Source organism: Streptococcus sp. 3167, from assembly GCF_013277175.1.
Taxonomy (GTDB): domain Bacteria; phylum Bacillota; class Bacilli; order Lactobacillales; family Streptococcaceae; genus Streptococcus; species Streptococcus pseudopneumoniae.
In genome coordinates this window covers 1-4,181 of sequence record NZ_VMML01000082.1, presented here as the reverse complement: position 1 = coordinate 4,181, position 4,181 = coordinate 1, and the positions used below count along the sequence as shown (strand labels likewise).

Annotated in this window: 1 protein-coding gene; it reads right to left on the bottom strand. The window is 39.2% G+C overall.

Annotated features, from left to right (window positions below; all coding sequences use genetic code 11):
* Nucleotides 1–431: 431 nt before the first annotated feature.
* Nucleotides 432–4,043, bottom strand: coding sequence for a trypsin-like peptidase domain-containing protein (locus HT678_RS10240; protein ID WP_172924968.1), 3,612 nt, complete (start codon nucleotides 4,041–4,043; stop codon nucleotides 432–434).
* Nucleotides 4,044–4,181: the final 138 nt, after the last annotated feature.

Here is a 4,181-nt window from a genome sequence, read left to right as displayed (position 1 = left end):
TTACTTCCCTCCAAAATGGTCACATTTTTTGCTGGCAAGTCCAGCATATCGCGAATAAATTGACAAGTGATTTCTGGATTGCTAAAAATTTTCTTAGCAACCAAATCATTGGTCGGGCTAATGCCCGGATGTCTTAGAATCATATTTCCTCTCCTTTCATTATAGCACATTTTTAAATCTAGGTTTACTAGATTCACTGCTACTACCTATTTATTCGGAAAAGAAAGACAAAAGGAGCGAGAAAGTTAAAAATTATTAATCCTAATCACTTGTAAAGAGATAAATCTTGCTCATATTATTTATTAAAGACTCTATTTTACAAAAAAGATTACAAAATCAGCCGTTTTAGAGAACTCTTACCACTTCCTAGACTATTAATTCTAATGTTTTTTATACTACTCGCTTGCTCATCAATAGGTCATAAAGCAAAATCAGTTGATCCATTCCCCGTACTCGTTCACTCTATAGCCGTCTGGTGTTAGCGAATTGAAAAGTAGTTTCCCAAAAGCATCGATATAGTACCACTTTCCTTTATAATAAATCCATGTATTGGATTCCATGGAACCAGATGATCCTAAGTAGTACCACGCGCCACTTGAATCTTGGAACCAGCCTACCTCCATCATGCCATTATCCTTGAGATAATACCAATTACCGTCTGTATCCTGTATCCAACCGGTTTGCATGATTCCATTCGCATCAAAATAATACCATGCATCATTTTCTTTCATCCAGCCTGTCCGTTCTTTCCCATCGGAATTTCTAAAATACCACTGATTATTTATCTTATGCCATCCTCTTTGTTGATTATATGTAATAACAGAATGTTCAACAGTAGAAAGTGACATGTTATCCGCTTCAACGCCAAAAACAGCTGTTAACGATGACGAACCTGTCCCGTTCGTTGTGAATTGAGCAGTGGTTTCTGGGCTAGATAATCTTTCCTGTTTTGATGGAGTCTTTATTTTTCTCTCATCTCGGTGCCCTTCTACTGTCAATTTTTCTCCACCTGTAACTTTAGCCACAAAGTCTGGAACTTCCACTCTTTCAGGGACTAGTTCTTTTGAAGATACTATAGACTTCCCAAGGTCGCCTGGTATTTTTTCTCCCGATACTAAAACCTCTGATTCTGAAAATTCCTCACTAGACGCAGGCAGTTCTTCTCTGATCGGCGCATCTTTTGGAACTAGAAACTCTACTTTATCTGGAGATACCACTTCCTCTTTGAGATTACTTGAGTTTTCTTCCGTCGATGACACCACTTCCTTCACACCCTTAAGAACCACACGTTCTCTCATAGGTGTAACCTCGACTGTACGAGAATTTTCAACAATCTTTCCATCAGCTAAGACCTTATAAGTCACCTTAGTAACTTCTTTACCTACATACCCCTCCGAAACAACCTCCGTTTTCCCTTTCTCTAACTCTTCAGAGTCCTCAAAACGCTCTGTAATCGGAAGTTCTTTTATGACACTGTTGGGTTTAATACCTAAAGTAATCACCTTGGATTGAGGAGCTATTTTCTTCTCAGAAACTTGAGAAGATACCGCTCCTGTATACTTATCTACTTGATAAGTAGTAGTTCGAGTAACCACCCCTCCTTTACCCTCTACAACTGAACGGAAACCAAGCTCTTTTGTTTCATCTCCTTGGTAAAGAGTATCAAAAGCAATCGATTCTTTTTCTACTTTCGGCTTAGTACCTTTATACACTACTCGGTAAATAAGTGGAACACCTTTTTTTTCACCCTTAGTATCCTCTGTACGCTCTTTTCCAACCTCAAGGGTACTATCACCTTCGTAAGTGGTAATAACCTCTGTTTTCGGCTCCTTTTGCGGTTTGAGAGGAGGTTCTACTTTATCTTTATCAGACTCTATTTTAGGTGTACTTGGTTTTTCGTCTTTTGGAGTTGAAGGAAGTTTATCCTTATCCTTCTCATCCACCAAAACTTCATCTTTTACATAGACAGGCTCTTTTGGTTTACCTTCAATATAAGAACGAACCCAATCCAGTTGCTCTTTTGATAAAACCAAACCACCACTGCGGCTTCCTACAACACCATTTTGGTGAACTCCAATTAAAGTACCTTTGTCATTATAAAGACCACCGCCAGACGCTCCGGGTTTTGTGCCTTCATAGCTGATACCCTCAATACCTGAACCGAAATCAGTAGTATCTACAACTTCACTATCCAAGACTGGAGATAAACGACCGTCCGGGAAACCATAAACCGAAACTTTTTCACCCTTAGCGATAGAAGTTGACTCAGAAACCATCTCTACAGGAGATACCGCTTTGAAATCTTCTTTTAGTCGAACCAAGGCTAAGTCATTTTTAAATCCAAATACGGAATCTTTTTTATTCCAATAAACAATATCATCATCTGAAAAATGCACAGACAACCCATTCGGTAAGGTTGCTTTATACACTGTATTGGTGCGACCAGATTTCGTAACGACCTCAGAACCTTTAACTGTTAAAAAATTATGAGCGACTGTTAACACCAAATTGGGTGCAATTAAAGTACCTGACCCCGACCCATCTGGCGTTTGAATGTGCGTTGTAGCATAGAAATTTTCTGAGCCATTCGGAGCTTGTAACACCTCTTTACTAGGCATAGGTAAGTTGGATTTGCCACTCAAGTCAACCTTACCAACCTCCGTTCTTGCGAAATCAGAAGACGAAGTAGATGAAGGATTTACTGAGTCAACAACAGCTTTTATAATGGTATTACCTAAAGCTAACTTACTGATATATTCATCAGACCAACTAGTATCACTTACTAGTTTGTTGACAGAAACTCCATTGTAAGATACCACTTTAGCTGTTGGGGAAGTTGCTATTAACTGTTTGAAGTCTGGATTTTGTCTTAAATGAAAATTCAAACCACTTCCAACAGGACCTTCCTGAACAACCTTATCTGAAATCAAAGGAGTTCCTTTAGTATCTTCCACTCGAAGTAGAACGCGGCCTTTTTCTTCACCTTTTACTAAAGTCGCTCGACCTTTTTCATCAAAACGATACAAAGCACCGTCAATCTCATACTCTACGTCTTTTAAGGCTCTGTGATTTTCATCATAATAGTAACGGTTTGCACCATCTATATACCAACCCTTTATACCATATTTATCAATCATAGAACGAATCCAAGCTCTGTGCTTTTCCGTAAAAATCGTACCACCCCCAATACGCTCACTCTCAGGAGCGTTTGAAGTATTTGTTCCGTGCTGGTGGATACCGACTACATCTCCCTTATCATTAAACAAAGGAGCACCTGAAAAACCTCCCAAAGCTGAGGAATGATAAGTGACTGCACCGCTCTCTTTATTGACACTGCTTACAGTTGTTGAGACTGAATAAGCCTTACCATCTTTCAACCTCTTCTTGTTTTCTTCACTTAAATTCGGAGTCGAAAAATCATTGGGATAACCTACCATAGTGATTTTATCACCAGTAGAAACCTCTTTATGGCTCAACTCTCTTGGAGAGTCCTCACCACCCGTCATAGCTTCTACAGGCTTTTTAGTTACCACTACTGCTAAGTCGTTGCTATAGTCTTTACCAAAGTCGTTGCCGTTATATAAGTGAATAGAGTCTTTTTCAAGAGCTTCTGATACACCAGAAGTAGGTACTTTATTGTTCTTTTCCGTCTCTGAGTTCATCACAACATAACTACGAGCAGACTCCCCACCACGCAAGACCGCGGACTTGTTTTCTTGGTTTTTATCATAGTAATTATGAGCTACGGTTACCATGACATTCGGCGCTACAAAGACACCACTGCCAGACGCGGTTTGTTTTCCACTCGTACCACTATCATAAGTGGTATAAGTCATAGCAACACCCTCAGCGGACTTCTCATGAACGCTCACATCTTTTATATCATCGCCACCTTGAATGACGTCAGCATACACTGTTCTTCCTCCAACAACTGGTAAATCAGGAATCGACAATCCAATCATACTCACCAATGCCAGACATCCCACCAATCCATAAGCTTTTGACTTACGAAATTTTCCTAAACCTTTTAAATATAAAAACATCTTTTTCCTCACTTTAGTTTCTAATACTTATTTATCCAGATATAATAGCTTACAATCTTTTAAAATCTTCAAATAAGTTATGATTGTTCCATACTCTTCAAACCATGTCAGCCTTGTCGTGCCGTATGTATATGTTAC

Bases quoted from the DNA above. Each gene is read 5' to 3' on its own strand.
- HT678_RS10240 (WP_172924968.1), bottom strand. From the start codon at position 4,043: ATGTTTTTATATTTAAAAGGTTTAGGAAAATTTCGTAAGTCAAAAGCT.